This window comes from Achromobacter sp. (genome assembly GCF_032102605.1).
In the GTDB taxonomy this organism is placed as follows: Bacteria; Pseudomonadota; Gammaproteobacteria; order Burkholderiales; family Burkholderiaceae_B; genus Achromobacter.
On sequence record NZ_DAMDGT010000002.1, the window covers coordinates 351,667 to 377,924 of the forward strand.

The 26,258-nt window shown below is 64.4% G+C and carries 21 protein-coding genes and 1 pseudogene; 14 read left to right on the forward strand and 8 right to left on the reverse strand.

Annotation, left to right across the window (positions count from 1 at the left end; all coding sequences use genetic code 11):
• Positions 1-71: 71 nt before the first annotated feature.
• Complete coding sequence (locus RT614_RS06350) at positions 72-1,151, reverse strand: substrate-binding domain-containing protein (protein WP_313621066.1); 1,080 nt, start codon at positions 1,149-1,151, stop codon at positions 72-74.
• Between the two features lie 157 nt (positions 1,152-1,308).
• Between RT614_RS06350 and RT614_RS06355 the strand changes: the two genes are divergently transcribed.
• The 7 genes from RT614_RS06355 to RT614_RS06385 all read left to right on the forward strand — a co-directional run bounded on the left by RT614_RS06355 (position 1,309) and on the right by RT614_RS06385 (position 10,511).
• A complete protein-coding gene (locus tag RT614_RS06355) occupies positions 1,309-1,866 on the forward strand; it encodes a formate dehydrogenase subunit gamma (protein ID WP_313621067.1) in 558 nt (185 codons plus the stop codon).
• Positions 1,863-3,443 carry an NADH-quinone oxidoreductase subunit NuoF gene (locus RT614_RS06360; protein ID WP_313621069.1) on the forward strand — a complete coding sequence of 527 codons (1,581 nt, stop codon included), beginning with the start codon at positions 1,863-1,865 and terminating at the stop codon, positions 3,441-3,443. The genes RT614_RS06355 and RT614_RS06360 overlap by 4 nt, the downstream gene beginning before the upstream one ends.
• 13 nt (positions 3,444-3,456) lie before the next feature.
• On the forward strand, positions 3,457-6,333 hold the full coding sequence (gene fdhF / locus RT614_RS06365) for a formate dehydrogenase subunit alpha (protein WP_313621071.1): 2,877 nt from the start codon (positions 3,457-3,459) through the stop codon (positions 6,331-6,333).
• A 26-nt stretch (positions 6,334-6,359) separates the two neighbouring features.
• Positions 6,360-7,181 carry a formate dehydrogenase accessory sulfurtransferase FdhD gene (fdhD, locus tag RT614_RS06370; RefSeq protein ID WP_313621073.1) on the forward strand — a complete coding sequence of 274 codons (822 nt, stop codon included), beginning with the start codon at positions 6,360-6,362 and terminating at the stop codon, positions 7,179-7,181.
• A gap of 18 nt (positions 7,182-7,199) precedes the next feature.
• Entirely contained in the window at positions 7,200-7,457 is a 258-nt protein-coding gene (locus RT614_RS06375) for a formate dehydrogenase subunit delta (RefSeq protein ID WP_313621074.1), read from the forward strand.
• Between the two features lie 128 nt (positions 7,458-7,585).
• Positions 7,586-9,253, forward strand: a complete 1,668-nt coding sequence (locus RT614_RS06380; protein WP_313621076.1) for an OFA family MFS transporter — start codon at positions 7,586-7,588, stop codon at positions 9,251-9,253.
• 139 nt (positions 9,254-9,392) lie between these two features.
• On the forward strand, positions 9,393-10,511 hold the full coding sequence (locus tag RT614_RS06385) for a class I SAM-dependent methyltransferase (RefSeq protein ID WP_313621078.1): 1,119 nt from the start codon (positions 9,393-9,395) through the stop codon (positions 10,509-10,511).
• A 6-nt stretch (positions 10,512-10,517) separates the two neighbouring features.
• On the opposite strand, the gene RT614_RS06390 is transcribed toward RT614_RS06385, so the two are convergent.
• On the reverse strand, positions 10,518-11,411 hold the full coding sequence (locus RT614_RS06390) for a LysR family transcriptional regulator (RefSeq protein ID WP_313621080.1): 894 nt from the start codon (positions 11,409-11,411) through the stop codon (positions 10,518-10,520).
• A 107-nt stretch (positions 11,412-11,518) separates the two neighbouring features.
• Here RT614_RS06390 and RT614_RS06395 point away from each other — a divergent pair, with 107 nt between their 5' ends.
• From RT614_RS06395 to RT614_RS06405, 3 genes are all read left to right on the forward strand, one after another.
• Positions 11,519-12,415 (forward strand): NmrA/HSCARG family protein, encoded by an 897-nt coding sequence (locus tag RT614_RS06395; RefSeq protein ID WP_313621082.1) that lies wholly within the window; start codon positions 11,519-11,521, stop codon positions 12,413-12,415.
• A 1-nt stretch (position 12,416) separates the two neighbouring features.
• On the forward strand, positions 12,417-12,677 hold the full coding sequence (locus RT614_RS06400) for a DUF2798 domain-containing protein (protein WP_313621084.1): 261 nt from the start codon (positions 12,417-12,419) through the stop codon (positions 12,675-12,677).
• 189 nt (positions 12,678-12,866) lie between these two features.
• Positions 12,867-14,048: an MFS transporter gene (locus tag RT614_RS06405; RefSeq protein WP_313621085.1), complete on the forward strand. Its 1,182-nt coding sequence runs from the start codon at positions 12,867-12,869 to the stop codon at positions 14,046-14,048.
• Positions 14,049-14,165: 117 nt separating this feature from the next.
• Here RT614_RS06405 and ftrA read toward each other — a convergent pair whose 3' ends face one another.
• Entirely contained in the window at positions 14,166-15,152 is a 987-nt protein-coding gene (gene ftrA, locus RT614_RS06410) for a transcriptional regulator FtrA (protein ID WP_313621087.1), read from the reverse strand.
• A gap of 127 nt (positions 15,153-15,279) precedes the next feature.
• Between ftrA and RT614_RS06415 the strand changes: the two genes are divergently transcribed.
• Positions 15,280-15,723: a rhodanese-like domain-containing protein gene (locus tag RT614_RS06415; protein ID WP_313621089.1), complete on the forward strand. Its 444-nt coding sequence runs from the start codon at positions 15,280-15,282 to the stop codon at positions 15,721-15,723.
• Positions 15,724-15,885: 162 nt separating this feature from the next.
• Positions 15,886-16,914, forward strand: a complete 1,029-nt coding sequence (locus tag RT614_RS06420) for an alpha/beta hydrolase (RefSeq protein WP_313621091.1) — start codon at positions 15,886-15,888, stop codon at positions 16,912-16,914.
• 59 nt (positions 16,915-16,973) lie between these two features.
• Here RT614_RS06420 and RT614_RS06425 read toward each other — a convergent pair whose 3' ends face one another.
• Together RT614_RS06425 and RT614_RS06430 are read right to left on the reverse strand one after the other, a co-directional pair.
• Positions 16,974-17,690, reverse strand: coding sequence for a hypothetical protein (locus RT614_RS06425; protein WP_313621093.1), 717 nt, complete (start codon positions 17,688-17,690; stop codon positions 16,974-16,976).
• 69 nt (positions 17,691-17,759) lie between these two features.
• Entirely contained in the window at positions 17,760-18,836 is a 1,077-nt protein-coding gene (locus RT614_RS06430; protein ID WP_313621095.1) for an RNA methyltransferase, read from the reverse strand.
• A 302-nt stretch (positions 18,837-19,138) separates the two neighbouring features.
• On the opposite strand from RT614_RS06430, the pseudogene RT614_RS06440 reads away from it, so the two are divergent.
• Positions 19,139-19,333, forward strand: a pseudogene (locus RT614_RS06440) (autotransporter outer membrane beta-barrel domain-containing protein); the annotation flags it as partial.
• Positions 19,334-19,420: 87 nt separating this feature from the next.
• Positions 19,421-19,864, forward strand: coding sequence for a DUF695 domain-containing protein (locus tag RT614_RS06445; RefSeq protein WP_313621097.1), 444 nt, complete (start codon positions 19,421-19,423; stop codon positions 19,862-19,864).
• Positions 19,865-20,012: 148 nt separating this feature from the next.
• Here the strand turns inward: RT614_RS06445 and RT614_RS06450 are convergent, their stop codons facing one another.
• The 3 genes from RT614_RS06450 to RT614_RS06460 all read right to left on the reverse strand — a co-directional run bounded on the left by RT614_RS06450 (position 20,013) and on the right by RT614_RS06460 (position 26,176).
• Positions 20,013-22,754 (reverse strand): decarboxylase, encoded by a 2,742-nt coding sequence (locus RT614_RS06450; protein WP_313621098.1) that lies wholly within the window; start codon positions 22,752-22,754, stop codon positions 20,013-20,015.
• Positions 22,755-22,817: 63 nt separating this feature from the next.
• Entirely contained in the window at positions 22,818-24,506 is a 1,689-nt protein-coding gene (gene aspT, locus RT614_RS06455) for an aspartate-alanine antiporter (RefSeq protein WP_313621100.1), read from the reverse strand.
• 59 nt (positions 24,507-24,565) lie between these two features.
• On the reverse strand, positions 24,566-26,176 hold the full coding sequence (locus tag RT614_RS06460) for a bifunctional aspartate transaminase/aspartate 4-decarboxylase (RefSeq protein WP_313621102.1): 1,611 nt from the start codon (positions 26,174-26,176) through the stop codon (positions 24,566-24,568).
• Positions 26,177-26,258 lie beyond the last annotated feature (82 nt).

The following is a 26,258-nucleotide window of genomic DNA, read 5'->3' on the forward strand; positions in this document are numbered from 1 at the left end:
GCCGCCCGGCACCTCGCCGCGCGGCAGGTCTCCACGGCCCCGTTCGCCGCCCGGCGTATCTTCTTGCGCGCTCACGGGAAAGCCTCTTCCAGCGACTGAAGCCTGCCGGTATCCCGCGCGTCGTAGCCCACCAGCTGGCCCACGTAGCCGACATAGTCAGGGCTGCGCATGATGGACAGCAGGTCGCGCATGGCCGGGGTGTCCAGGGCCGACTTGCGGATGGCGAAGAAATACCTTTCGCGCACCAGTGGAATGAAGTCCAGCCCGAAGCGGCAGGCGGCGGTTTCCACGCCCACGCCCGTGTCGGCCATGCCGCTGGCGATGTGGGCGGCGATGGCCATGTGCGTGAATTCGTTGGTTTCGTAGCCCAGCACTTCGCCGATCGACACGCCCGCGCGCTGCAGCATCAGGCCCACCAGGTAACGCGTGCTGGAACCGATCTGGCGATTGACGAAGCGCACGTCGGTGCGGGCAAGGTCCGCCATGCCGCGGATCTGCTTGGGATTCCCGGCGGTGACGAAGAGGCCCGTATTGCGCACGGCAAGGTGGATCAGCATGTAATCGTCGGCATGCAGCCACTGCGCGTAGCGCTCCATGATGGGCGACTCGAAATCGCCCAGCGGCACCTGGAAGCCAGCCAGGTCGCATTCGTGACGCTCCAGCGACGCCAACGCCTCGATCGCCGTGCGGTAGCGCAGTTCCAGCCCGGGCGTGCGGCCGCTCATGTGCTGCATCAGCGATTCCACCGCGAAGCCGTGGCTGGCGTGCAGGCGCAGGTGCGGCCCGCTTTCCGGCAGCAGGCGTTCCAGTTCTTCCTGCAGTTCCGACGCCATGCTGTCCAGCGTGGGCATCAGCCGCGCTTCGATGCGACGGTTGGCCCAAAGCAGGCGCTGCGCGAAAGGCGAAAGTTGCGTGCCCTGGCGGCGGTTGGTGATGAGGAGCTGCGTGCCGAAGATGGACTCGAAGCGGCGCAGCACGCCCCACGCATGCCGATACGACAGGCCGCAGGCGCGACAGGCGCCCGAGATATTGCCGGTGGCGTCGATAGCCGCCAGCAGCGCAAGCATGTCTTGCAACGGCACGGGCGCCGAATTGTCGTCTCCGCCCAAAGTCCATTGTGGCCGCAAGCCAATTCGGAACTTATATGTCATTTATTTCTTATTGAAGGCGTTCAAGTACGTCGTTAGAGTACACAAATAACACGACGGCCGGGTGATTTATATGTTTTTTTAAACATATAAAAGCAACCCGGATTCCGTCCAGATAAACGCCCCGACGGGGGTCAAGGCAACACAGGAGGAGACCGACGTGCATCTGCGCGAGGCAAAGTCCGATCTGGCATCCAGCGGCGGAGCTCGGGGCGGCAAGCTGGCCCTGGACGCCGCCCAGGCATCCCACACCCCGGCCATCGCGGCCACGGCCCACATTCTTGCCCGGCTGAAAGACCAGCCCGGCCCCCTGCTCCCTGTGCTGCACGCGGTCCAGCACGAACTGGGCTGTATTCCGGCCGAGGCGGTGCAAACCATCGCCGAGGCCCTGAACCTCTCCCGAGCCGAAGTCCACGGCGTCATCACGTTCTACCCCCATTTCCGCACCGAGCCGGCCGCCCGCCACACGCTCGAGGTCTGCCGCGCGGAAGCCTGCCAGTCCATGGGCGGCGAACGCCTGGCCGCCTACGCCCGCACCGCGCTGGGCTGCGACTTCCACGCCAGCAGCCCCGACGGCAATTTCTCGCTTGAGCCGGTGTATTGCCTGGGCCTGTGCGCCCAGTCCCCGGCAGTGATGATCGATGGCCAGCCCCACGCCCGCGTCACCGAGGACAAACTCGACCGCCTTCTGGCCCGCACGCTGGAGGACACGCCATGAGCGCCCCCATCGTCATCTACGTGCCGCGCGACGCCGCGGCGCTGGCCATGGACGCCGACGCGGTCGCGCGCGACATCGAACGCATCGCCGACCAGCGCGGCCTGTCCGTGCAGGTGGTGCGCAACGGTTCGCGCGGCCTGCTTTGGCTGGAACCCCTGGTCGAAATCGCCACGCCGCAGGGACGTATCGCCTACGGACCCGTGCAAACCGAAGACGTCGCCGGACTATTCGACGCCGGTTGGCTGTCGGGCGGCGATCACGCGCTGCGCCTGGGCCTGACCGAGGAAATTCCCTACCTCAAGCAACAGGAACGCCTGACCTTCGCTCGCGTCGGCGTGATCGATCCCCTTTCCCTGCAGGACTACGCCGCGCACGGCGGACTGCAGGGGCTGAAGCGCGCGCTGTCCATGCAGCCCGGCCAGATCGTCGACGAAATGGTGGAATCCGGGCTGCGCGGCCGCGGCGGCGCGGCCTTTCCCACCGGCATCAAATGGAAGACCGTGGCCGGTACGCCGGGGGACACCAAGTACATCGTCTGCAATGCCGACGAAGGCGACTCCGGCACCTTCGCCGACCGCCTGCTGATGGAAGGCGACCCCTACGTGCTGATCGAGGGCATGACCATCGCCGGCCTGGCGGTGGGCGCCACTTACGGCTACATCTACGTGCGATCCGAATATCCGCACGCCATCGCCATGCTGGAAGCCGCCATCGCGCGGGCGCGCAGCGTGGGCTGGCTGGGCGACGACGTGCATGGCAGCGGCCGCCGCTTCGACCTGGAAGTCCGCAAGGGCGCGGGGGCCTACATCTGCGGCGAAGAAACGTCCCTGCTGGAAAGCCTGGAAGGCAAGCGCGGCGTCGTTCGCGCCAAGCCGCCGCTGCCGGCGATATCCGGCCTGTTCGGCAAGCCCACCGTCATCAACAACGTCATATCGCTGGCCACCGTGCCCATCATCCTGGCCAAGGGCGCGGCGTACTACCGCGACTACGGCGTGGGACGCTCGCACGGCACGCTGCCGTTCCAGCTTGCCGGCAACCTCAAGCAGGGCGGGCTGGTGGAAAAGGCCTTCGGCCTGAGCTTGCGCGACCTGCTCTACGACTTTGGCGGCGGCAGCGTATCCGGACGGCCGCTGCGCGCGGTGCAAGTGGGCGGCCCGCTGGGCGCCTACCTGCCCGAATCCCAATGGGACGTGCCGCTGGACTACGAAGCGTACGTCCAGATTTCGGCCATGATCGGCCACGGCGGGCTCGTCGCCTTCGACGATACGGTCGACATGGCGCGCATGGCCCGCTACGCGATGGAATTCTGCGCCATCGAATCCTGCGGCAAATGCACGCCCTGCCGCATCGGCTCCACGCGCGGAGTGGAAACCATCGACAAAATCGCAGCCGGCGGCCAGAGCCACGAGCAGCGCGAACAGCAGGTGCATCTGCTACGCGACCTGTGCGACACGATGTTGGGCGGTTCGCTGTGCGCGCTGGGGGGCATGGCGCCCTACCCGGTGCTGTCCGCGCTGAACCATTTTCCGCAGGACTTCGGCATCGAGTCCTCCCATTCTGCCGCCCACGCGGCGTGAACCCGAGACCGCCATGCTAGAAACCGTCATCAAGCGCGATCGCGACATGGGCACGCCGGCGCGCGTGTCCGAAAAAACCGTCACCCTGACCATCGACGGCCAGGAGATCACCGTCCCCGAAGGCACGTCGCTGATGCGCGCGGCCGCGGACGCCGGCATCAACATCCCCAAGCTCTGCGCCACCGACAGCCTGGAACCTTTCGGCTCGTGCCGCCTGTGCCTGGTGCAGATCGAAGGCCGGCGGGGCTATCCCGCGTCCTGTACCACGCCCGCCGAAAACGGCATGGTCGTCTACACCGAGACCCCCAAGCTGCACGACCTGCGGCGCGGCGTGATGGAGTTGTACATATCGGACCATCCGCTGGACTGCCTGACCTGTCCGGCCAACGGCGACTGCGAACTGCAGGACATGGCGGGCGTGGTGGGCCTGCGCAACGTGCGCTACGGCTATGACGGCGCGAACCACCTGAAGGCCGAAAAGGACGAATCCAATCCGTACTTCACCTTCGACGCATCCAAGTGCATCGTCTGCAACCGCTGCGTGCGCGCCTGCGAGGAAACGCAGGGCACCTTCGCACTGACGATCTCGGGCAAAGGCTTCGATTCCCGCGTGTCGCCCGGACAAGACCAGCCTTTCCTGGACAGCGAATGCGTATCCTGCGGCGCCTGCGTCCAGGCCTGCCCCACGTCCACGCTGCAGGAAAAGACCGTCATCATGATGGGCCAGGCCGAACACTCGGTCGTGACCACCTGCGCGTATTGCGGCGTGGGCTGCGGCTTCAAGGCCGAAATGAAGGGCCAGGAAGTCGTGCGCATGGTGCCCTGGAAGGACGGCCAGGCCAACCGCGGCCATTCCTGCGTGAAGGGGCGCTTCGCCTGGGGCTACGCCACGCACAAAGAACGCGTGCTCAAGCCCATGATCCGCAAGCACATCACCGATTCCTGGAAGGAAGTGTCCTGGGACGAGGCGATCAACTATGCGGCCTCCGAATTCCGCCGCATCCAGCAGCAGTACGGCCGCGACTCGGTCGGCGGCATCACGTCGTCGCGCTGCACCAACGAAGAAACCTGGCTGGTGCAGAAGCTGGTGCGCGCCGCCTTCGGCACCAACAACGTCGACACCTGCGCGCGCGTGTGCCATTCGCCAACCGGCTATGGCCTGAAGCAGACGCTGGGCGAATCCGCCGGCACCCAGACCTTCGACTCCGTCATGCACACCGACGTCGTCATCGTCATGGGCGCCAACCCCAGCAGCGGCCACCCTGTGTTCGCGTCGCGCCTGAAGCGCCGCCTGCGCGAAGGCGCGCGGTTGATCGTCATCGATCCGCGCCGCATTGAACTGGTCAGTTCACCCCACATCAAGGCCGATTACCACTTGCAGGTGCGGCCCGGCACCAACACCGCCCTGCTGTCGTCGCTGGCGCACGTCATCGCCACCGAAGGCCTGATTGCCGAGGACTTCGTCGCCGAACGCTGCGAGGAAAAGGCCTTCAGGGAATGGCGCGACTTCGTCTCGCTGCCCGAGAACTCGCCCGAGGCCATGGAAGAAATCACCGGCGTGCCGGCGCAAGCCGTGCGCGGCGCGGCGCGCCTGTTCGCCACCGGCGGCAACGGGTCCATCTATTACGGCCTGGGCGTCACCGAACACAGCCAGGGTTCGACCACCGTCATGGCAATCGCCAACCTGGCCATGGCCACCGGCAACATCGGTCGCGAAGGCGTGGGCGTCAACCCGCTGCGCGGCCAGAACAACGTGCAGGGTTCGTGCGACATGGGCTCGTTCCCGCACGAACTGCCGGGCTACCGCCACATTTCCGACAACACCGTGCGCGCGCAGTTTGAAAAGGACTGGGGCGTCACGCTGCAGCCCGAACCGGGCCTGCGCATTCCCAACATGTTCGAAGCGGCGTTGGGCGGGTCCTTCAAGGGCCTGTACTGCCAGGGCGAGGACATCGTGCAGTCCGATCCCAACACCCAGCACGTCGCGGCGTCGCTGGCCGCCATGGAATGCATCGTGGTGCAGGACCTGTTCCTGAACGAAACCGCCAAATACGCTCACGTGTTCCTGCCGGGGTCGTCGTTCCTGGAAAAGGACGGCACCTTCACCAATGCCGAACGCCGCATCTCGCGCGTACGCAAGGTAGTGCAGCCCAAGAACGGCAAGTCCGACTGGGAAGTGACGGTGGCGCTGTCCAATGCGCTGGGCTATCCCATGAACTACACGCACCCGCGCGAAATCATGGAAGAAATCGCGCGGCTCACGCCCACGTTCGCCGGCGTCACGTACGAGAAGCTGGACAAGCTGGGCAGCCTGCAGTGGCCCTGCAACGACGACGCGCCCGAGGGCACGCCCATCATGCACATCGACCAGTTCGTGCGCGGCAAGGGCCGCTTCATGATCACCAAGTACGTGCCCACCGACGAGCGCAGCACGCGCCGCTTCCCGCTGCTTCTGACGACGGGCCGCATCCTGTCGCAGTACAACGTGGGCGCGCAGACCCGCCGCACGCCCAACGTGATGTGGCATGGCGAGGACGTGCTGGAAATCCATCCGCAGGACGCCGAGGACCGCGGCGTGGCCGAAGGCGACTGGGTCGGCATCCAGAGCCGCTCCGGCGAGACCGTGCTGCGCGCCACCCTGACCGACCGGGTCCAGCCGGGCGTGGTATACACCACGTTCCACTTTCCCGAGTCCGGCGCCAACGTCGTCACCACCGACAGCTCCGACTGGGCGACCAACTGCCCCGAATACAAGGTCACGGCCGTGCAGGTCACGCGCGTGTCCCAGCCTTCGGAATGGCAGCGCCAGTGGTCGCGGTTTGCGGATATCCAGCAGAAGCTCTTGCGCGAACGCTCGCGCGAGACCGAGGCCGCGCTGACCGGGAAGTAACCGACAGCCAGCACGCCAGGGATCCCATGCCTACGCCGACTTCCTCCCGCTCCGACTGCACGCCGACCCAGGTCATCCGCGTGCGCTCGGGGGCCATCGCCCCCGACGCCGAAACCGACCTGGCGGCCGAGGAAACGCCGGTGGCGCTGGAGTACAACGGCATCAGCCACGCCACCATGCTGGCCACGCCGGCGGACCTGGAAGACTTCGCCGTGGGATTCTCGCTGTCCGAAGGCATCATCGGCAGCATCAGCGACGTGCGCGGAATCGACGTCGTGCCGCAATGCGGCGGCATCGTCGTCCAGCTGGAAATCTCGGCTGCCTGTGAAATGCAGCTGAAGACCCGGCGCCGCGCCATGGCGGGCCGCACTGGCTGCGGCCTTTGCGGCGTGGAAACCCTGCCTGAAGTTCTGCGCCCGGTTGCTCCCGTCACCAATGGCGCGCCCGTCCGCATCGAGGCCGTGCTGGCCGCCATGCGCGACATGCGCGCGCGCCAGGCGCTGCACGATCTTACCGGCGCCACGCACGCGGCAGGCTGGGCGGGAGCCGACGGCGCCGTCGCCCTGGTCCGCGAAGACGTCGGCCGCCACAACGCGCTGGACAAAGCGGCCGGCGCGCTGGCCCGCCAAGCCATGAACGCGGCGGACGGCATCGTCGTGGTGTCCAGCCGCGCCAGCTTCGAGATGGTGCAGAAGACGGCCACCGCCGGCGTCGCGGTGCTGGCGGCCGTGTCGGCCCCGACCGCCCTGGCCATCCGGCTGGCCACCGACGCCAATGTCACGTTGCTGGGCTTCATGCGCGATGGCGACGCCGTCATCTATTCCCACCCCGAACGCATCATCACCTGAACCGGACGCACGACCGCAATGGAAATCGCCAACCTGATCCGCATGGCCAACCGCATCGGCCAGTTCTTCGACGCCATGCCGGACCGGCCCGAAGCGCTGGAAGGCGTCGCCAATCACATCCACAAGTTCTGGGAGCCGCGCATGCGCACGGAACTGCTGGACTTTCTATCCCGAAACCCCGACGGCGACGCCGGCGAGGAACGACTGCATCCGCTGGTGCTGCAGGCCGTGACGCAGCATCGAGAACGCTTGACGCCGCTTGCCCGCGTGGCATAGCGCGTCCCGGGCCGCCTGCTGACGGCCCATCCGCAGTGGCAGGACAGCAACAAGTTCATAAAAGAGGCGGCGGGACCGGGCTTTTCCGGCCTACGCACGCTATAAAGCCGCACCCCTGAGGAGACATCATGGAAAGTAGCGCCACCTTGGACCTGCCCGGCTCCAGGCCGGGATTTTTCGACAAAGAACGCACCATTGCGGGGCCCGGCTTTTCGCGCTGGCTCGTGCCACCGGCAGCCCTGGCCATCCACCTGTGCATCGGCATGGCCTACGGGTTTTCCGTGTTCTGGCTGCCGCTGTCCAAGGTGGTGGGCGGCGCCAAACCACTGGCCTGCCCGCCGGACATGAGCCTGGTGGCGGAACTCTTCACCACCAGCTGCGACTGGAAAATCTCGACCATGGGGTGGATGTACACCCTGTTCTTCGTCCTGCTGGGGTGCTCGGCGGCGTTGTGGGGCGGCTGGCTGGAACGCGCCGGCCCGCGTAAGGCCGGCGTCGTGTCGGCGCTGTGCTGGTGCGGCGGCCTGGTCATTTCAGCCATCGGCGTCTACCTGCACCAGATGTGGATGCTGTGGCTGGGGTCCGGCGTCATCGGCGGCATCGGGCTGGGGCTGGGGTATATCTCGCCGGTCAGCACGCTGATCAAGTGGTTCCCCGACCGCCGCGGCATGGCGACCGGCATGGCCATCATGGGCTTCGGCGGCGGCGCCATGATCGGCGCGCCGCTGGCCGACCTGCTGATGCGCCACTTCGCCACGCCCACGTCTCCCGGCGTATGGCAGACCTTCCTGACCATGGCGCTGGTGTACTTCATCTTCATGATGTCCGGCGCCCTGGGCTACCGCGTGCCGCCCACCGGTTGGAAACCCGCCGGCTGGACCGCCCCCGCCAAGCAGGCCAACAACGTCATGATCACCCAGCGCCACGTCCACGTGAAGCGCGTCTGGGGCGTGCCGCAGTTCTGGCTGGTCTGGTGGGCGCTGTGCCTGAACGTCACCGCGGGCATCGGCATCCTGGGCATGGCTTCGCCCCTGCTGCAGGAGGTGTTTGGCGGCGGCCTGATCAACAAGCCTGAACTGGGCTTCGGCCAGCTCGACAAGGAACAGCTGGCCGCCATCGCCGCCATCGCGGCCGGCTTCACCGGCCTGCTCAGCCTGTTCAACATCGGCGGCCGCTTCTTCTGGGCCAGCCTGTCGGACAAACTGGGCCGCAAGATGACGTACTTCGTCTTCTTCGTGCTGGGCTTCGTCCTGTACGCCGCCATTCCCTGGACCGCGCACATGGGCGCCCTGGCCCTCTTCGTGGCCGCCTTCTGCGTCATTCTGTCCATGTACGGCGGCGGCTTCGCCACCGTGCCCGCCTACCTGGCCGACCTGTTCGGCACGCAGATGGTCGGCGCCATCCACGGCCGCCTGCTGACCGCCTGGTCCGCCGCGGGCATCTTCGGCCCGGTGCTGGTCAACTACATCCGCGAGTATCAGCTGTCCATCGGCGTGCCGCGCGCACAGGTCTACGACATCACCATGTACATCCTGGCCGGCATGCTGGTCGTCGGTTTCCTGTGCAACCTGGCCATCCGCCCGGTCAACTCCAAGTACTTCATGAGCGACGAGGAACTGGCCGCCGAAAAGGCCCTGGCGCATGAACGCGCCGTCGCCGCCGAAACCCACGGCGTCGGCAGATCCACCTTCCGCACCCCGCCCGCGCTGATCGCTTTCGCATGGGCGTGCGTCGGCATCCCGCTGGCCTGGGGTATCTGGATCACCCTGCAGAAGGCCGTCGTCCTGTTCCACTGACCCGCAACACCGCGGCGCCCGGTGCGCCGCGCGCCGGCTCCCGGGCGCGAAGCTGCTACATTGGCAGCCCGCGCCCTTTCTTTTTATGTGCCTGCCTCATGAACCTGCCCCTTCCCCCCTACTCCACCGGAGCGACATCTTGACCGCCCCCGAACTGCACTGGGAAGAAGACGGCGTCCCCCGCTCCGCCCGCTGGCGCTCTGAAACCGGCGCGACGCCGCCCAAGCGCGTCATCATCGCCGACGACACCATCACCGCGGACATGGCCTACCGCCACGCCTGCGAAGGCGTCGGTCTGCTGTGGCGCGGCGACTTCCAGAACGCCCGCCAGCTTCTGCAGGCCATGACCCGGCGCGTCGACAAGCGTCCGCGCAAACCCGTCGACACCATGCTGGACGCCTTCAACCAGCATCGCCAGATTCAATCGCAACGGGCGCGTATCCTGGGCATGCTGCTTATCCCCTTCGACGCCGGACACAGCATCCCGCTACGCCGCGCCCCCGACGCCCACCTCGCCTGCGAAGCCGCCCACGGCGCCGCCGACGAACCCTATGTCGCATCGCTGCGCGAATTGCTGGGCCTGATCGGCGCCTACGAATGGCGCAAGAAAGGCGTCGAGATTCCCGCCCTGAACAACCGCATCCATCCGCACTACGGCGTGTTCTCGCCCGTGCGCGGCGAATACGTGGACCTGGTCGCCAACACTCCAATGCCCCGCGGCAGCGTCGCCTTCGACATCGGCACCGGCACCGGCGTCCTGGCCGCCGTCATCGCCCGCCGTGGCGGCAAACGCGTCATCGCCACGGACACGGACCCGCGCGCACTCGCCTGCGCCCGCGAAAACCTGGAACGGCTGGGACTGTCGGGCCAGGTCGACGTCGAAGAGACCGACCTGTTCCCCGAAGGCCGCGTGTCGCTGATCGTCTGCAACCCGCCCTGGCTGCCCGCCCGCCCGAGCTCACCGCTGGAACATGCGGTTTACGACCCGGACAGCCGGATGCTGCGCGGGTTCCTGAACGGACTGAAAGATCACCTGACCGCCAACGGCGAGGGCTGGCTGATCCTGTCGGATCTGGCCGAGCACCTGGGGCTGCGTACGCGGGAGCAGCTGATGGAGATGATCGACGCGGCCGGATTGCGGGTTATCGAGAAGCTGGATACCCGGCCTGTGCACGGGAAAGCAAAGGACGCGGAAGATCCTTTGCATGCCGCGCGGGTTAAAGAAGTGACGTCGTTGTGGAGGTTGGGGCTGGTTTGAGGGCGGCTAAAGGTGATCGAGCGCCAACTGCTCCGCCAGACAGTCAACGAAGGCGCGCACTTTGGCGGGCGGGAGCCTGTTCTCTTGCCAGAGTGCGTGGATAGGAACCGGTTTCGGTTCGAAGTCCTCGAGTACGGTTTCCACCAGCCCCGTATCCAGAAGATGCCTGATCTGCCACATCGGTGAATAGCCGATACCGAGTCCGGCGCTTACGGCGGAATAGACCGCCGCCATGGTGTTGGTGCGGAACGACCCTTGAACCCCGACAGCGCGCGGCTTGCCGCCGATCTGAAATGCCCACTGACCAGGACGCTGATCAACGGTCCTGACGATGCAATCGTGCTGGCGCAATTCCGAGGGATGAGCGGGGCGGCCACGCCGTTCGAAATAGGATCGCGCGCCAAATACGACCCGCCGCAGCGTTCCCAGCCGTCTCCCCTGCAAGCCGGAATCCGGCAAGTCGGCGATACGCACGACCAGGTCCAGGCCCTCGCTGGAAAGGTCGGAGAAAGAATCCGTCAGTTGCAGATCGACCTGGACCTGCGGATATGCGCTCATGTATTTGGCAATGATCGGCACCAGAAAGTCAGGGCCGAACAGTATCGGAGCGCCCACTCGCAACGTGCCTGACGGCGCCGCCCGGCGATCGGCGACTTCCAGCCGTGCCTCGCCGATTTCAGCGATCGCCGGCTTTACCCGCCGCAAGAAGGTCTCGCCGGCTTCGCTGAGCGCGCAATGCCGCGTACTGCGATGAACGAGCTGAACGCCCACGTCCTCCTCCAGCGCGGCAAGGGATCGGCTGACGGCTTGCAGCGAACGGCCGAGGGCGCGCGCAGCCTTGGTCAGGCTGCCCGTTTCGGCGATATGAATGAAGGCGTCAAGGTCTTCGAGTCGGCTCATGGTTATCTCGAATTTCGTGATTTAGATTCACTTATGGTGCGTATTGTTCCACTAAAAGTGAGACCGTACACTGCCTTCACTCATTCATCCATACCGAGGAGAAGCCAGTGAGCAATGCGGAATCCGTCGTATTGGTCGTCGGGGCAACCGGCAAATTTGCAGGCCTGGTAGTTCCTGAATTGCGACAACGCAAGGTCGCGGTCCGCGCGCTGGTTCGCGACGAGGCGCGAGCGGCCGCCGCGCGCTCGCTGGGAGCGACAGAGGTAGCCATCGGAGACCTGCGTGATCCCAGCAGCCTTGCCGCGGCAACGCGCGGTGTGGACGCCGTCTTTCATATCGGCCCGGCGTTCACCTCTGACGAAGCAGAAATGGGCGTCAACCTGGTCGTAGCGGCAGAGCGCAGCGGCGTGCGCAAATTTGTGTTTTCTTCAGTCATCCAGCCCACCAACACACGCCTGCCCAATCACGCCAGCAAGATACCCGTCGAGGACGCGCTTTACTCATCGCGACTGGAATATACGATCCTGCACCCTGCCAACTTAATGCAGAACATTGGCCTGGCCTGGCCGATGATTCGCGACCATTCCTGCTTCGGAGAGCCCTTTCCGAAAGACGCCAGAGTCGCTCGCGTGGACTATCGGGATGTCGCGGAGGTTGCCGCCATTGCCCTGACTGAAGACAGGCTGGCCTTCGCTACGCTGGAATTGTGTGCGGGCATGTTCAGCCGCATGGACATCGTAGCGGTCTTGTCGCAAGAGTTGGGATATCCGATTGCAGCGCTGCAGCCTGATTTCAGCGAGTGGGCGGCGAATGCGCGCCTGCCCTATGGCGACCCGCAACTGCGCCTGCTTTCGAACGTTTTCGCCCACTATGGAGCGTTCGGCCTTGGAGGAAACAGCCTTGGCCTGAAGGCCGCGCTCGGCCGGGAACCGCGCTCACTGCGCGAATACATCAAAGATCTGATAGCCGAAAAAAACTTCGTCCACCAATACGGGAATCTGTGAGATGGCCAACAACCCGCCAAGATTGATACTGCGAAAGCTTCCGCAGCGCTATACCCGTTTCTTGATGCCACTGGTGCTTTCCGTTTTCATGTCGGCAATCGTTTCGGCAGTGGCGACAGCCACGAGCGTCGGCCTGGGCCCCGATTTTGTCGTCAGTTGGCCAAACGCCTGGGGCGCCTCCTGGATCGTGGCTTTTCCGAGCCTTCTCATATTGTTGCCCGTCGTGCGCCGGATTGTCGGCTGGATGGTCGTTCAACCATAGCCTCTGACCCTCCCCTCACCGCGCATTGAACGGCCGGCGATCAACGCTCGCCCCCCGCGTGTCAGCCAGCCGACAGGCGAGCGCGGAGGGCTCCAGCTACACTTTCGGGTTCCCGCGCCGACGGCCGCCGGACCAGCCCCACGCAAATGCGCGGCGGCCAGCAGGTGGCCATGCACTCATTCTCCCGTCATGTCGCAACCTGATTCGTTCAATCTGAAGCAGATCGCCGTCCCGGCGTTCGGCCCGTCGCTGCTCTATGGCATCAGCAACGGCGCCATCCTTCCCGTGATCGCCCTCACCGCCCGCGACCAGGGAGCGTCGGTCGCCGCGGCCGGCCTGATCGCCGCCCTCATCGGTGTCGGCTCGCTGCTGTCCAACATTCCGTCCGCGCTGATCACCGAGCGCTTCGGCGAAAAGCGCGCCATGGCCGGCGCGGCCGTGTTGAGCGTGATCGGCCTGCTGCTCGTCATCAGCGTGCCCAACCTCTGGGTGCTGGCGCTGGCCATGCTGATGCAGGGCTGCGCGCAGTCGGTGTTCCAGCTGGCGCGCCAGAGCTACATGATCGAGGTCGTGCCGATGGCGTACCGGGCGCGCGCCCTGTCCACGCTGGGCGGCACGACGCGCATCGGCACCTTCATCGGCCCCTTCGCGGGCGCGGCCTTGATCCATTTCCTGGGACTCGACGGCGCCTATTGGATCGCCATGTGCGCCATGCTGGGCGCCGGCTTCATCGCTATCAAGGCCCCTGACATCGAGCCCTCGGGTCGCGCAAGCGCGGGTGCGCCCCGCGCGCGCATGGGCGAGGTCGCGCGCGACCATCGCGGCGTGTACGCCACGCTGGGCGTGGGCGTGATGCTGATCAGCGCGCTACGCGCGTCGCGCCAGGTGGTGATTCCGCTGTGGGCGGACCATCTGGGCCTGGACGCCACCACCACCTCGCTCATCTACGGGCTGGTCGCCGCGGTCGACATGTCGGTGTTCTATCCGGCGGGCAAGGTGATGGACCAGCGCGGCCGCCTGTGGGTGGCAGTGCCATGCACGCTGCTGATGGGGCTGAGCCTGATGGCGATCCCGCTCACCGGCGGGGTAACGAGCTTCATCCTGGTGTCGGTGCTGCTGGGTTTTGGCAACGGCATCGGATCGGGCATCGTGATGACCTTGGGCGCGGATGCAGCGCCAGCGGGCGCGCGGACCCAGTTTCTCGGCATCTGGCGCTTCATGGCTGATCTTGGATCGAGCGGCGGGCCGGTGGCGTTGTCGGTGCTGACGGCCGCGGTGTCGCTGGGCGGCGCATCGTTCGGCGTCGGCACGCTGGGCCTGGTGGCGGCCGGCGTGTTCTGGCGCTGGCTGCCTCGGCGCGTGCAGGCTTGATACGAAGGCCAAGAGAGGTCGGACTTCCGTCCTTTAGCGCAGGGCAGAAGGCGCCCGCTCTCGACGTGCGGGCTGACCCGTTCTACTGGCGCATAATCCATGCCAGACAGATCCTGTCTAGGCTCCAGAATTACGCTTCTGCGCCATCGCACTGTCGCCAAATTTTTCCCGGTATGAGGTAGGACTGGTCAGCACGATACGTCGAAAGTGCCTGCGCATCGATTCCTCTGAGCCGAACCCCGCCAATTCCGCAATGCGACCAATCGGCAAGGCGAATTGCGCTTCAAGCATTTCACGGGCTGCGGCCACGCGTTCGCGCACGAGCCATTCATACGGCGCCATGCCAGTGGCATCATGAAATTGCCGTTGCAGCGTGCGCGGACTCATCGCCGCCCGGTCTGCAAGCGAGCTCAACGTATGCGACATGGCGGAATGCTGGCGCATCCAATCCATCAGTTTCGCCAGACGTCCGCTCTCGTCTTGCGGCATGGGACGCGGCACAAACTGCGCCTGCCCGCCCTCCCGATGCGGCGCCACTACAAGCCTCTGCGCAACCCGATTCGCCACTGCGCCACCGTGATCGCGTCGCACCAGATAAAGCAACATATCCAGTCCCGCTGCGGAGCCGGCCGAGGTGATGATCTGTCCTTCATCGACATACAACGCATCCGGTTCGACACGCACTTGCGGGTAGCGCTGCTGCAGCTTTTCGGCGTATCTCCAGTGGGTCGTCACGGTTCTCCCGTCGAGCACACCAGCCGCCGCCAGCACAAATACGCCGGAACAAATGGAGCAAAGCCGCGCGCCACGCTGGTGGGCCTTGCGGAGTTTCTTCAGGAGCGGCTCCGGCGGCAATTCGTCTGCATCGCGCCAACCCGGCACAACGATCGTATCCGCACGATCGAGCAGCTTGAGTGCGTAGGGCGCGGCGACCGTGATTCCCCCGGCGGCGCGTAGCGGTCCGGGCTCGCTCGCGCAAACTGCGAACCGATACCAATCGACCCCGAGCTCTGGACGCTCGAGCGCGAACAGTTCGGTCACGCATCCGAATTCGAACGTACAGAGTCGGTCGTAGGCCAACGCGACGACAAGATGATTTTGCATGGCGTAATGTTACCGGACATTGTCATTTACGCCACTTATCCCCGAGGTCGTTCGCCCTCAGAATGAGGCTCCTGGACCAGTCTTCCTGGTTCGTGCTTTCCTCGCACCCTTCATCCAAAGTTCAAACATGTCGACTACTAACGCCGTCACCGCCATCCCCGCCGCCGACTCCGCAGTCGCCCTTGCCCACTTTCGCGCGGCGCTGCAGTTCGAGACCGATTGTTCCGATGTAGCCAGCGCGCTCGCCAGCGGCACGCCTGGTTTCGTGCTGCTGGATGTACGAAGTCCCGCTCTGTTCGCGCAGGGCCATGTGCCTGGGGCGCTGAATCTGCCCCACGGCAAAATCGTCGAATCGAAGCTTGTGAACTATCCAGCTGACGCTCTCTTCGTCACGTACTGCGCGGGCCCGCACTGCAACGGTGCTACGCGTGGCGCGGTGCGCCTCGCTCAATTGGGACGTCCAGTGAAGGTCATGATCGGAGGCATTGCAGGATGGCTCGATGAAGGTTTCAGTCTTGAGGCGGGCGATAACGGAAATGGCATTACCGATCGCGGAAACGGACCTGCTTAACATCCGCGGTCGTGCCGATTCCTGCCGTGGCGGACAATCGGAAGCAAACCGACACGTGAGGAGCAGTCCCACTTCAGCCCCCCGCGGAACTCAGGCCCCGTTCTTGCTGTCCCTGTTGTACAGGGCCGGCAGCGGGCCGGCGTCATAACGGGAGTCACATGCATGACACGATCACAATATCTCCGGCTGGGCGCGCTGTGCGCCGGTGTAGCCCTCGCCGGCAGCGCCATCGCCGCCGACGCCCCCAAGGTGCCTGACTACGGTCCCAACCTGGAGCGCTTCGAGTATCCGCACGAGGTCAAGCGCTTCTCGCTCGATACGCAAGGCCAGAAGCTCTCGATGGCCTACATGGACGTGGCGGCCGCCAAGCCCAACGGCAAGACCGTCGTGCTCATGCATGGCAAGAACTTCTGCGGCGCCACCTGGGACGCCAGCATCGCCGCACTCAGCCAGGCTGGCTACCGCGTCGTCGTGCCGGATCAGATCGGCTTCTGCAAATCCGACAAACCGCAGGCCTACCAGTTTTCGTTCCACCAACTGGCCGCCAACACGCACGCGCTGCTCGACCATCTGAAAATCGAGCGCGCCAGCATCGTCGGCCACTCCATGGGCGGCATGCTGGCGGCGCGCTACGCGCTCATGCACGGCTCGGAAACCGAAGCCCTGGTGCTCGTCAACCCCATCGGCCTCGAAGACTGGAAACAGGAAGGCGTGCCGTACCGCAGCATCGACGAGTGGTATCAGCGCGAGCTTAAGGCCAACTTCGAAGGGATGAAGAAGTACCAGCTTGGCACCTACTACGCCGGCCAGTGGCGCGAAGACTACGACAAGTGGGTCCTCATGGCCGCCGGCATGCTGCAGGGCGAAGGCCGCGAACGCGTCGCCTGGAACCAGGCCCTCACCTACGACATGCTCTATACCCAGCCCGTCGTCCACGAGTTCGGCCAGATCGCCGTGCCCACCACGCTGCTCATCGGTGAAAAGGACAACACCGCCCCCGGCAAGGATGCCGCCGCACCTGAAGTGGCCAAGCGGCTGGGCAACTACCCCGAGCTAGGCCCCAAGGCCGCCAAGGCCATCCCCAACGCAACGCTCGTCACCTGGCCCGAACTGGGCCATTCCCCGCAAGTGCAGGATCCGAAGCGATTCAACGAAGCGTTGCTGAAAGCGTTGCCCGCGGCGAAGCGTTGATGCATGAGTTCGTCCGCGTGTCGGTGATCGGCACGCGGGTGTGAGTAGCTGCCAACCGGTCACTCTTGTGCGCGCACCCAACGGCAGGCCGCCCGACCCCGGCGGCGATACCACCACGTGAGCCCCGCCCACACCAGCGCCCAAACGCCAAGCATCGCGGCGATGAAGGGCCAGAAGATAAAGGTCGAAACATCGTCCCAGCCGGGCGCCGTACGCTTCAGACCAATGGGCGAGCTGATTACCAGCTCGATCTGTTCGCCCTGAAACGCCGGCCCGGCCTCTTCCACCGTGAAGGTGAGATCCGACTTCCCTTTCGCCAGCTTCGGAAACGGCGACGCGGTCTCGGGCTGCGCGCCATCGACATGGCTTTCAGGCCAGAGCTTGCGGTAGAAATGCGTGGCGCTGGCGCCGCTGCGCGGCGCGGCGGCGACCACGACGTCCAGTCCCCGACCATCGCGCACTCGAATCCGCACCGGCTGTCCGGGGTTGACGAAGCGCGGCGTCGCGTCCGGCGCACCCACACGCGTGGTGTATTCGCCCAATTCCGGCCGCTCACTGCCCATCGGACCGCCAAAACGCGCTTCCATCCACAATGGCGCTTCGCGGATGCGGCGGACCTCGGCGCGCGCCGTCTGTCCGGGCGTGAGGATGATCGGCGTCAGCGTCGCGTCGGCGGACTGTACATACCGCAGCATGCCCACCGCGAACCACGCCATGGCGGCCAGCCAAAGCAGCCAACCCACCGCCAGCGACGTCTTGAAGAAGGTGCGCCACATATCGTGCCATCCAGGATTTGCAAGCGTCAGAGCGTACCTCAATCGAAGCAGGCCCTCAGCACGCATTGCCTAGACGCGGATAGTGGTGTCCTGCACGGCTCCCGGCTTTGCCGTGCGCATGCGGCGCAGTTGAACCACCTGCTCTGCGCCAACGGCTCGAGCGCGCAACTGGCCACAACCGCCGTCCACATCCTGCCCGGCGCTATTCCTGATCTTGGTCAGCACGCCACGGCCATGCAGATTGCGGACGATCTCGCGGATGCGCTCGGCATCGGGGCGCTGATAGTCATCCCCTTCAAGACTATTGAAGGGAATGACGTTGAGGACGCCGAACTTGCCCTTGAGCAGGCGGACGAGCGCATCGAGCTCGTCGTCGCCGTCATTGACGCCCTTAAGCAGGGTCCATTGATATTGGATCGGATAGTCGGTGTCGCGAGCGTATTTCTCGCCAAGTTCGATCAGTTCTTCGGGCGAGATTTTCGGCGCGCGCGGCAACAGGTGTTCGCGCAGCGAGGCTTTGGTCGTATGCAGCGACAGCGCCAGTGCGGGCTTGATGCGTTGTTGCGGCAGGGTTTCGAACACGCGCCGGTCGCCCACGGTGGAGAACACGAGATTCTTGTGGCCGATGTCGCCTTCGGCGCCGAGCAGGTCGATGGCTTCAAGCACATTGTCGAGGTTGTGCGCCGGCTCACCCATGCCCATGAAGACGACTTTCTTCACCGCGCGCAGACGGCGCGCCAACACGACCTGAGCAAGGATCTCCATGCTGGTGACCTGGCGGATCAGGCCGCTCTTGCCAGTCATGCAGAAACGACAGCCGACCGCACAGCCGACCTGCGTGGAAACGCACAGTCCATCGCGCGGCAACAGCACGCTTTCCACCATCTGCCCGTCGGCGAGCTCCACGAGCAAGCGCGAGCCGTCGTTGCCGGCGTGTTCGGATTGAACGCGGGCAAGGCCGTCCAGTTCCGCCGTCAGGGCGGGCACGGCATCGCGCAGCGCCAGCGGCAAAAAGTGCTCGGCGCTGCGCCGTCGCGTGCCGGTGTCAAGCGGCTGCCCTTTCAGCCAGACGCGCAGGACCCGGCCACGATGGACGGGCAAGGCGCCAAGAGCGGCGAGGCGTTGGTCGAAGTCGGAGTAGCGCATGGGAGGCGGATTTTACTCTGCTGCTGAAACGGGCCGATTCCGGCAGGCCGTGCAGGGACAGTTGTTCGAGCAGGCCAGCGCCTTGGTCGGCGCATGTCCAGGGCGTCCGTCGCCTCCTCATACGCTGCGGCGGGGTCGCTGGTGGTCTTGCTGATCTGGGTGTAGTACGCGTCCCAGGTGTTTCTGCTGGGCGCAGAATTCACCCGGGTTTATGCCGAAGCGCATGGATCGCGCCAGGGACGAAACCTCTCCTCGCCTACGACGAGCGATACGTGAACTTTGGCTCATCCGCTTGGCTTGCGACGCGTGTGCGCGTGGCCGGCGTGCCGGCGGCCAGCCGCATGGCGCGAAGCTGAGGCAGCGTGGACGCGGGAGTCAACTACGGTGGGGGCGAGCGCTATGCGATCTTCGGCCAGGTCGACGCCGATGCGGATTTCTCCGGCAGCTATGTCCTCACTGCCACTGCGGGTTTCCGGATGACGTTCTGGATCGGGTGATGATGGCAAACCGCGCCTCCACTGGCTCGCAACTACTACCCGTTGTGTGATAGAACCCTCGGGTTCCGCTTCTACACAGGTATTCACATGAGCAATATTTTTCCCGGCGATCTTTGGGCGGTAGGCGAAGCAAACGCCAACGGTTTGCCGATCATCGTCCGCTTTCGTACCGGACTCCCGACCGAGGCCAATCGTCAGGCCCATGAAAACCTGATCATCATTTCCTGGCCGTACACGGGGATTGAGTCGGGCATGCCCAAAGACGAAGACAAGAAGAGCACCAACAACTTCGAAGAGGCCATCGAAAAGGGCTTTGAGAACTCCGATGTCGGGGTGCAGGTGGCTTGCCTGACTGGCAACCATCTGAAGGAGTGGCGCTACTACACCCGTGACGTCGAGGCCTTCCTGGAGGCGTTCAATGGATGCCTGGCGGGGCATCCGGTCTATCCCATTGAACTGCGCATGTTCAAGGATCCGGATTGGAACGCGTTGGCGGGGCTGCAGCCCGAAGGGTCGGGCCAGGTTCATTGAAGGGTGATTCTAATTTTGCCTCGCGCTTCATGTGCTTTCGTGCTGATGCGACATCGTCCACAATGAAAGGCCATGCCGCGCAGGGCGCGGCATGGCCTTTCATCAGCCCCTTACGGTTCGCAGAACGGGGCCCAAGACGGCTGACCCGTCAGCTCCCAATTGCCGACGGCTTGATCAGCTTTATCCCCCGCGCCGCGTTATAGCCGTGGATCTCCTTCACATCCAGCTTGCGCATGAATTCGATCGTGTGGGCGTCGATGATCTGTCCGGGCACCATGATCGGAAAACCCGGCGGATACGGAATGACGAAGTTGGCGGAAACAAGGGCTGGACCCGCCTCCAAGCGGTGATCGAGTTCGGTGCTGGCCAGCGGAAGGTATTCGCAGTCGTCTTCGTTGTAGGCGGCAAAAAAGGCGGTGCGCATGTTGCCTTCTGGCGTGGTGCTGCCCGGGTCGTCGCGGTAGCCGTCATGGAACTGGCTGAAGTTGGGAAGGTTGGGGACGTCCTCCATCAGGCTCCTGACCTTTTCGGCGAACGCCGCCCTGCCCCCTTCGCCGGATTCCTTGAGCCGCTTTTCGATGTCTTCGGAAATTTCAAGCAGCACCTTGATGAGCGACGCAACATCGCTGCGGGTGTTGTTGATATTGCTTTGCAGCAGCACGCTGTTGCGCGAGGTCTTGTTCAACTGGATGTTGTAGCGCGAGGCCAGCAGATTCTTGAACGCCGTGCCGTCGTAGCCCGCCGTGCCGCATACGAGTGTCAGGCGGGTCGGATCCAGGCAGAACTCGTCGTCCTTGAGCGCTTTGGCGGCGGTCAGCCAATTCGTGCCGGGCGCCAGGAAGTCGGTAAAGCCCGATGCGCGGAATTCCTCCGGAATCATCTTGTCGGCGCCCAGCACGCTGAAGTACTTGGAGATCAGCGGGTGTTTGGCGACTTCGCGGCGAATGGCCAATGCGACCTCGATGGCGCGCATGACCAATTCGTAGCCTTCCAGCTCCATCTGGCGGCGTGCGATGTCCAGCGACGCGATGATCTGGGCGTTGGGCGACGTGGACGCGTGGATGAACACCGCCTCGCGGAACGCCGAGACGTGGTGTTCGTAGTCTTCGTCGCGCACCGCGACGATGGATCCTTGCCGCAGGCTGGACATCGACTTGTGCACAGAGTCGGTCTCGTAGACGCGTATCCGCATGGCCTGCGGATTGGGCACCAGCACCCGGTCAAGCAGGCGTGGGTCCTTCGGGTCGAGATCTTCACCCAGTTCGCCGCATTGAGCATCCCACGCCTCTTGCGCCTTCGGATCGTCCCGCCATTCTTCCAGCGCGGCGGCGGCGCCCATTGCCGTGCGCATGCGCAGGAACGGCGACCAGCGGGCAAAGCCGAACCACGCTTCGTCCCACAGGAAGATCAGGTCTGGCTTGATGGCCAGGCACTCGGCCATCACACGGCGGGTGTTGTAGATGTGTCCGTCGAAGGTGCAGTTGGTCAAGGTGACCATGGCGACCTTGTCCAGACGACCTTCGGCCTTCAGATCCAGCAATGCCTGTTTGACGGTGCGCAGCGGGACGGCCCCGTACATGGAGTACTCGGTCATGGGGAAGGCTTCCACGTACAGCGGCTGCGCGCCGGACAGCACCATGCCGTAGTGGTGGGACTTGTGGCAGTTGCGATCCACGATGACGATATCGCCCGGCTTGGTCACCGCCTGGTAGACCATCTTGTTGGACGTGGAGGTGCCGTTGGTGACGAAGAACACGTGGTCGGCGCCGACCGCGCGCGCGAACTTTTCCTGGGCGACCTTGATGTTCCCCGTGGGCTCCAACATGCTGTCCAGACCGCCGGTGGTGGCCGAGGTTTCCGCCAGGAACAGGTTCAGGCCGTAGAACTCCCCGAAGTCGCGGATCCAGTTCGATTTGATGATGGACTTGCCGCGCGCGATGGGCAGCGCGTGGAAGGTGCTGATCGGCTTGTCGGCGTAATGCTTGAGGTTGTCGAAGTGGGGCGTGGACTGACGGTCGCGCACCCCTTCCAGGATGTTCAGGTGCACCTCCATGGGTTCTTCGACCTCGTAGAACACCCGCCGTATCGCCGATGCGGCCGGGTCGCCCGCCAGTTGCTCCACCTTTCTGTCGGTCAGCAGATAGATGTCGAGTTCGGGCCGGATGTTGGCGATCATGCGGGCCAGCGTCACGCCGATTTCTCGCGGAGCGTCCACCGTGGTGTCCAGATGCTGGTAGACGCTGAGGAAATTCCGCAGCAGCGGCGCATCATGCTTGGACGGAATGGGAATGCCGTCATAGATGACCACGGCCTCGAGCTTGCCATTGAGGATGGTGGCCAGCAGCGCGTCTTCAACGCTGCCCACCATGACGGGTTCGTAGATCAGGGTGTCGTCGTGCCGGCGAAGCTCGCGTATCTCGCGGGATATCGCCGCTGCGCGCGCCGCCGGCGCCGGGCTGACGAACAGCGCCTCGAAATAGGGCCGCCGCGCGTAGCTTCCGGCCAGGCCCGGCGGCGTGCGGTCCGGGCCTTCCCCGGATGATTCCTCGGCGGCGTCCCACTCTCCCTCGTCGTAGCGGTAGCTACCCGATAGCAAGGCATTGCTCATCCGCAGGATCAGGCGCGCCGTTCCCATGGCGTCGCCGTCCGCGATCCGGTCGTCCAGCGTACGCAGCAGGCGGACGCCGGGATAGGCGAAGTAGTTCTCCATCGGCCGCAGTTCGGCCAGGGCTTCCTGCACGGGCGCGGCGCCCGACCCGCTCTTGCCGCTGCGCGCCTCGGCCGCCCACGTCTGCGCCTTGGCGTTCAAGTCGCGCCATCGGTCCAGCCGCGCGGCGGAGTTAGAGAATAGATGGTCGAGCTGTTGGTTTTCGTTGGTCTCGGTTGTCATGGCTGTCCCCAGGTTTTCGGTAATTGGCCCCTGCCACCTCGCAGCCGAGGCCTACATGTGTCTTTACGCAAGAATCATGATCACCACCATGCCCCAGATCGTCAGCAGGGTATTGCCGACGGCGTAGGTCACCGTGTAGCCCAAGCCCGGCACCTGGCTTTTTGCGGCTTCGCACACCATGCCCAGCGCTGCTGTGGTGGTGCGCGAGCCCGCGCAGATCCCAAGAATCAAGGCCGGATCGAAGCGGAAGATGTATTTGGCGATGAACATGCCCAGCACCAACGGGACGGCGGTGGCGAATATCCCCCAAAGGAAAAGACTGATGCCCAGCTTTTGCAGCCCGGCGACAAAGCCGGGTCCGGCGGAAATGCCCACCACGGCAATGAACACATTCAGCCCCACGGAATTCATGAACCAGAGCGTGGGCTCGGGAATGCGGCCGAAGGTAGGATGGATCGCTCGGAACCAGCCGAACACGATGCCGGCGATCAGGGAGCCGCCGGCGGTGGAGATGGTCAGCGGAATGCCGCTGACGTTGATCACGATGGCGCCGATGAGCGCGCCGATGGTGATTGCCAGCGACACGAAGGCGACGTCGGTGACGGTCGTGGGCCGGTCGACGTAGCCGAGATTCTTTGCGGCGGCATTGATGTCCTGGGTCCGGCCGACCACCGTAATGACGTCGCCGCGGAACAGCTGGGTCTTGGGCAGGATGGGAATCACGGTTTCGGTCGGACCGCGCCGGATCTTCTTCAGGAACACCCCGCGCGCGCCGGGCCAGTGCGCCAATTCTTCAAGCGGCTTGCCGTCCACTTTCTTGTTGGACACGTAGATATCGACGCCTTCGGTCTTGATGTCGAGCAGTTCGGCGTCTTCGACTTCGCGGCCGCTGGGTCCAAGCCGCGCAATCATCTGGTCGCGTTTGCCGCCAACCGCGACAATGTCCCCGGCCTCGATGACGGTTGCCTGATCCACCTCGATGATCTTCCCGCCGCGCCGGATCCGCTCGACGAACGCACGGAACCCGGCTTGCGTGCCGGCCTCGATTTCCCCAACTGTCCTGCCGATGAAGGGGCTGCTCTCGGCGATCGCGTATGCCCGCACCTCGAACTCGTACCAATGGGTCGCGTCCGCCGCGCCCTGACCCGCGCCCAGTTTCAGCTCGTACGCCTTGCATGCCGCCACCAGGTCGATGCCCAACAGCTTGGGGCCGATCTGCGCCAGGATGATCGCGGATCCGACAGTGCCGAAGATGTACGTGACGGCATAGGCGATAGGCATCGCATCCAGCAGCGCCTGGGTTTCCTCGGGCGTACGTCCAAGGCGATTGATGGCGTCGGTGGCCAGCCCCATCGAGGCGGAGATGGTCTGCGATCCGGCGAACAGCCCTGCCGCCGAGCCCAGGTCATATCCGGCGATCATTGCCGCAACGACCGCGGCGCCCAACGACAGCAGCGCCATGATCACCGCGAAGATCGCCTGCGGCAGCCCGTCCTTGGCAATGCCGCGCACGAACTGCGGCCCGACGCCGTAGCCGACGGCGAACAGGAACATCAGGAAGAACACCGACTTCACGTTGGGAGATATCTTGACCCCCAGGATGCCGATGACGATCGCGACCAGCAGCGTCGAGGTAACGGCCCCAAGGCTGAACCCCTTGAAGCTCTTGCCGCCTATCCAATAGCCGATGCCCAACGCCAGGAATATGGCGATTTCAGGGTAGGCTTTCAGCGTCGAAACAAACCAGCTCATGACTCTCTCCTTGATGGCCCCTCGGTGGAAAGCACTCTGTCATGCGGGTCGGGCGGTTTCTAACTAATCTTGGCAGCACCGCCCTTCTGTTGCTGATAACGCTCCAGATATTCGTCACGCAGCCTGCGCACGCACTGGCCGATCTTTACGTAGTCCTGTTCGTTGAGATTGGCCAGCGATACGCGGCCGGACGGGTGGAGCGTTCCAAACCCCTTGCCCGGCAGCAGCACGACGCCCGCCTCTTCCGCCAATCTGAACAGCAGCTCGTGTGGCTTGATCGAAGCCAGCAGCCATTTGACGAAGTCCGGACCGACCTCGCGGCTCATCTGTTCGACATCAAGAAGGGTGTAGTAATCAACGACGTTCTCGTCCACGGCCCCCGGAGCCGCCCCCATGCCGCGATATAGCGCCGCCTTGCGCCCGCGGATCAGCCGCTTCATGGTGTTCTTGTAGCTTTCGGTGGTGTCCATGAGTGAAAAGAGCGAGAACAGCACCATCTGCACCTGCTGCGGCGTGGACAAGCCGGCGGTGTGGTTCAGCGCCACGGTGCGGCTGTCGGCCACGATGCGATCGATGAAGGGGAGTTTTTCGGGTTCAGTCGTGATGGACGCGTAGCGCTTGTTCAGCGAATCCCGTTCTTCCTGAGGCAGTTGGGCGATCTTCTCGTCGAAGACGTTGGACTTGTCCGCCGCGATAACCCCAAGCCGCCAGCCCGTCGCGCCAAAGTATTTGGAATAGGAATAGACCAGCAACGTGTTGCGCGGACACAGGGCGAATAGCGAAACGAAGTTATCCGCGAACGTGCCGTAGACGTCGTCCGTCAGCAGGATGAGGTCGGGCCGATCCTTGATGATGCCGGCCAGGTATTCCAGGCTCTTGTCGCTGACCTTTACCGAAGGCGGATTGCTGGGGTTCACCAGGAAGAATGCCTTCACCTTGGGGTCGCGCAGCTTGTCCAGTTCCTTTTCCGGGTATTGCCAGCCGTTCGCGCCATCCGCATCGATGGCCAGCTCGGTCAGGCCGAACTCCGACAGTTCGGGGATTTCGATGTAAGGCGTGAAGATGGGCTTGCCCAACGCGATGACGTCGCCCGCCCTGAGCAGGTGGTTGATCTTCATCGAATTGAACAGGTATGTCATGGCGGCCGTGCCGCCTTCGACGGCATACAGGTCAAAGTCGCTGGCAAAGGGATGGCTGCCTATCATCTCTTTGCGGATGTATTGCTTCACGATTTCTTCCGACAGCCGCAGCATGCGGTCTGGCACGGGATAGCTGCAGGCGAGGATGCCCGCGCACATCTCATAGAGAAAATCGCCGCCATCCAGTCCCAGTTGGTCTCGTACGAACGACACGGCGCTGGCTAGAAACTTCACGCCGGGGACGTCGGCGTGGCTGCGGGCAAACAGGTCAAAGCGTTCTTCAATGCCCGCCCGCCGCGGAAATCCGCCCACCCCCTCGGCCAGGTAGGAAAACGACCGCTCGGACTCGACCATGGCGAAGAGTCCAAGTTGCCAGAAACCATGGCGGGGGATGGTGGCGAGAAAGTTGGGGTTACCCCTGCCGGCATTGAGCATCAACCTGTTGGTGGTGCTGCCGGCCAGTTTGATGAGCTCGTCTTTCAGTTCAAACGGGGAAAGACTAGCCAGGTGAGACGTATCGCGGGTATTCATTGTGGCCTCCGAAGCAGTGAAACAACGGCAATGAAAGTGCAGCTTGCGCGGTTGGACAGGCCGGCAAGTACCGAAATGCGAT

What these genes read in the sequence shown, in the direction of transcription:
- RT614_RS06350 (WP_313621066.1), bottom strand. Translation starts at nt 1,151, where the DNA reads ATGACATATAAGTTCCGAATTGGCTTGCGGCCACAATGGACTTTGGGC.
- RT614_RS06360 (WP_313621069.1), top strand. Translation starts at nt 1,863, where the DNA reads ATGAGCGCCCCCATCGTCATCTACGTGCCGCGCGACGCCGCGGCGCTG.
- fdhF (WP_313621071.1), top strand. Translation starts at nt 3,457, where the DNA reads ATGCTAGAAACCGTCATCAAGCGCGATCGCGACATGGGCACGCCGGCG.
- fdhD (WP_313621073.1), top strand. Translation starts at nt 6,360, where the DNA reads ATGCCTACGCCGACTTCCTCCCGCTCCGACTGCACGCCGACCCAGGTC.
- RT614_RS06375 (WP_313621074.1), top strand. Translation starts at nt 7,200, where the DNA reads ATGGAAATCGCCAACCTGATCCGCATGGCCAACCGCATCGGCCAGTTC.
- RT614_RS06380 (WP_313621076.1), top strand. Translation starts at nt 7,586, where the DNA reads ATGGAAAGTAGCGCCACCTTGGACCTGCCCGGCTCCAGGCCGGGATTT.
- RT614_RS06390 (WP_313621080.1), bottom strand. Translation starts at nt 11,411, where the DNA reads ATGAGCCGACTCGAAGACCTTGACGCCTTCATTCATATCGCCGAAACG.
- RT614_RS06400 (WP_313621084.1), top strand. Translation starts at nt 12,417, where the DNA reads ATGGCCAACAACCCGCCAAGATTGATACTGCGAAAGCTTCCGCAGCGC.
- RT614_RS06405 (WP_313621085.1), top strand. Translation starts at nt 12,867, where the DNA reads ATGTCGCAACCTGATTCGTTCAATCTGAAGCAGATCGCCGTCCCGGCG.
- ftrA (WP_313621087.1), bottom strand. Translation starts at nt 15,152, where the DNA reads ATGCAAAATCATCTTGTCGTCGCGTTGGCCTACGACCGACTCTGTACG.
- RT614_RS06415 (WP_313621089.1), top strand. Translation starts at nt 15,280, where the DNA reads ATGTCGACTACTAACGCCGTCACCGCCATCCCCGCCGCCGACTCCGCA.
- RT614_RS06420 (WP_313621091.1), top strand. Translation starts at nt 15,886, where the DNA reads ATGACACGATCACAATATCTCCGGCTGGGCGCGCTGTGCGCCGGTGTA.
- RT614_RS06425 (WP_313621093.1), bottom strand. Translation starts at nt 17,690, where the DNA reads ATGTGGCGCACCTTCTTCAAGACGTCGCTGGCGGTGGGTTGGCTGCTT.
- RT614_RS06430 (WP_313621095.1), bottom strand. Translation starts at nt 18,836, where the DNA reads ATGCGCTACTCCGACTTCGACCAACGCCTCGCCGCTCTTGGCGCCTTG.
- RT614_RS06445 (WP_313621097.1), top strand. Translation starts at nt 19,421, where the DNA reads ATGAGCAATATTTTTCCCGGCGATCTTTGGGCGGTAGGCGAAGCAAAC.
- RT614_RS06450 (WP_313621098.1), bottom strand. Translation starts at nt 22,754, where the DNA reads ATGACAACCGAGACCAACGAAAACCAACAGCTCGACCATCTATTCTCT.
- aspT (WP_313621100.1), bottom strand. Translation starts at nt 24,506, where the DNA reads ATGAGCTGGTTTGTTTCGACGCTGAAAGCCTACCCTGAAATCGCCATA.
- RT614_RS06460 (WP_313621102.1), bottom strand. Translation starts at nt 26,176, where the DNA reads ATGAATACCCGCGATACGTCTCACCTGGCTAGTCTTTCCCCGTTTGAA.